Genomic DNA, 2281 nt, shown 5'->3' on the forward strand with positions numbered 1-2281 from the left:
CGCGCACGGCGACGCGGTCGTCGCGCCCAGCGTGACCCGCCGGCTCCTCGAACGATACGTCGGCATCGGCGCCGCCCAGGCCGTACCCGCCGCCGGCCTCGACGTCCTGACCGAACGCGAACGCGAGGTGCTGAGCCTCATCGCCCGCGGCCTGTCCAACACCGAGATCGCCGAGTGCCTCTTCCTGTCCGAGGGCACCGTCAAAACCCACGTCAGCCGCGTGCTGGCCAAACTCGGCCTGCGCGACCGGGTCCAGGCCGTGGTCTTCGCCTACGAAAGCGGCCTGGTACGCATCGGAGCCACCTAAGGTGAGACTCGTGCTGCGCGCCGGGTCTGGAGCGGCCCTCAGCCGGGAGCTGCAGCCCAAGGGGGCAGCCCGGCCTACTGCGAGGGATTCGAGGACTCAGGCTGGGCGCTGAAATGGTGGAGTGTTTCCTGGACGGTGATGGCGATGACCTCATCATCGTGAACGCTCACCGTGCGGGTACGCCGCAGCTCGGTACGGACGGTCCGGGTGACGACGTCCGCGGATGCCGGGACACCGCCGATCAGCGAGCCGATGTCGTGGCCCGTGCGGCTACCGTCAGTCGCCTTGGCGGGGCTCTGCTGCGCGCCGAGAATGCTCGCCGGGTGCCGCCCCGGTTACCCAGCCGTTCGACACCTCTCTTCGGCCATCTCCCAAGGCATCGAGTCTGGCCTGCACATGCTTCACTTTCGCGCTGCGGTGCTGGTCTTGGTAGATGGCGAGTGCCCGGCTCCAGACCCGGGCGGCTTCGTCGTACTCGCCCATCGCGCGGTAAGTATCGCCGAGATGGGAAAGGGTCTCGGCCTCTTGGCCGGCGTTGCCGGATTCGCGCCTCAATGTCAAGGCATGGTGATAGTGGTCGATGGCTCGGGTGTATTGCCCGGTATGGTGTGCGATATAGCCGAGGCTGTCGAGAGTGGCCGCCTCGCCGACCCGGTCGCCATGACCACGCTGCAGTGCCAGCGCCTGCTCGCAATATCGCCGGGCTTTCGCGAAATCAGTGAGCAACGCGTGGTTCCAGCCCAGGGAGTTGAGCGTATTGGCCTCTCCTACGGCGTCGCCGAGGGAAGCGTACAGGCGCTCGTTCAGTTCGGTCACCCGGCGCAGCAGCGGACCCGTGAGCCAGGTGCCTTCCGCGGGCGTCCCATGCCACAGCGCGAGGGCTTCGCCGAACTGCCGATCAGCGGCGTGCAACGCCTTCTGGGTGGCGTGACCGCGGGCCGCACGTATCGCCTCCTCGAACTGCAGGAGATCCACTTCCTCGACATCGGCCTTGAGAACGTATCCCATCTCCGTGCGCGCTGTTTGCCGCTGAGACGAACTGGCTGTCCTTCGATACCGCACAGTTGAACCGGCCCCAGGACCTTGACCATCATGTCCACTAAACCAAGTTCCTCTCCAGCGGAGCACTTGTTGGTGCGCCCTCAAGCTGCTGTGAAAGCGCTGGTGACCAAGCGTCGTTGCGCTTCCGTCGACGTTGAAGTCGTCGTTGTCGCGGTCACCACATGCCTAGTTGGTGACGCTCACTGTGGCAGAAGTCGCGCTGGTGAGTCGGGAGGACGGGCTCGAACGCGCACAGGCCCAGCAGATTCGTGCGTCCGCCCTTGAGACTCTTGCTGGCGATGTTGGCCGACTGCCCAACATCGCCGCCGTTGAGGACGGGCGACATGGTCGCCTGTGAGACACGTACGAGCCTGTTTCGCCCTGCTCCGTGAACCGGTACCCCTGACGGCCACCACAAGGTGAGCATGACCACGGGAATCTTGGCAGAGCTCCTGACGTGACAACCTCGGCTGCTCACCGCATACGGATCAGGCGGCGGCAGATGCGTGGCGGAGCGATCTTCACGATAAGAAGTGGGTGCCGTTGATGGCACCCACTTCCGTTCTGACGCTCAGCCGGTGTAGTCGGTGGTGTGGCCCTTGTTGTCGGGCCACAGGTATCTGCCGTGGTCGGCGGTGGTGTGCCGGGTGTTGAGGTCACCGGCACGCGCCTGGAGCAGGTTGCCGCGCCAGCTGGAGCCGGCGGCCTTGCCGCCCCAGATGCCGCCGTACAGGAAGCCGTACAGTTGCGGGAGCTCGGCTGAGAACACGTTGTCCGAGACCGTGATGTTCTTGGCGTTGTTGACGGTGCCGATGCTCAGGGCGTAGCCCCAGCCGGAGACGTAGTTGTCCTCGAAGGCGATGCCGGTGTACACGCCCTTGCCCTGCAGGGCCAGCCCGTTGGTGTTGCCGATGGAGGCGATGGTGTTGTTGC

General features: G+C 65.6%; 3 protein-coding genes. 1 reads left to right on the forward strand and 2 read right to left on the reverse strand.

Translation table 11 applies throughout. The features are described 5' to 3' along the window. The coding region (locus ABEA43_RS67575) for a response regulator transcription factor (RefSeq protein ID WP_345581476.1) at positions 1-307 on the forward strand (307 nt) is incomplete at its 5' end. A gap of 276 nt (positions 308-583) precedes the next feature. Here the strand turns inward: ABEA43_RS67575 and ABEA43_RS67580 are convergent. Together ABEA43_RS67580 and ABEA43_RS67585 are read right to left on the reverse strand one after the other, a co-directional pair. Next, a complete protein-coding gene (locus ABEA43_RS67580) occupies positions 584-1315 on the reverse strand; it encodes a tetratricopeptide repeat protein (protein WP_345581479.1) in 732 nt (243 codons plus the stop codon). Positions 1316-1919: 604 nt separating this feature from the next. Beyond that, positions 1920-2281: hypothetical protein (locus ABEA43_RS67585; protein ID WP_345576289.1), on the reverse strand; the 362-nt coding region annotated here is incomplete at its 5' end.

The sequence above is a fragment of the Nonomuraea rosea genome, from assembly GCF_039539705.1.
Taxonomy (GTDB): Bacteria; Actinomycetota; Actinomycetes; order Streptosporangiales; family Streptosporangiaceae; genus Nonomuraea; species Nonomuraea rosea.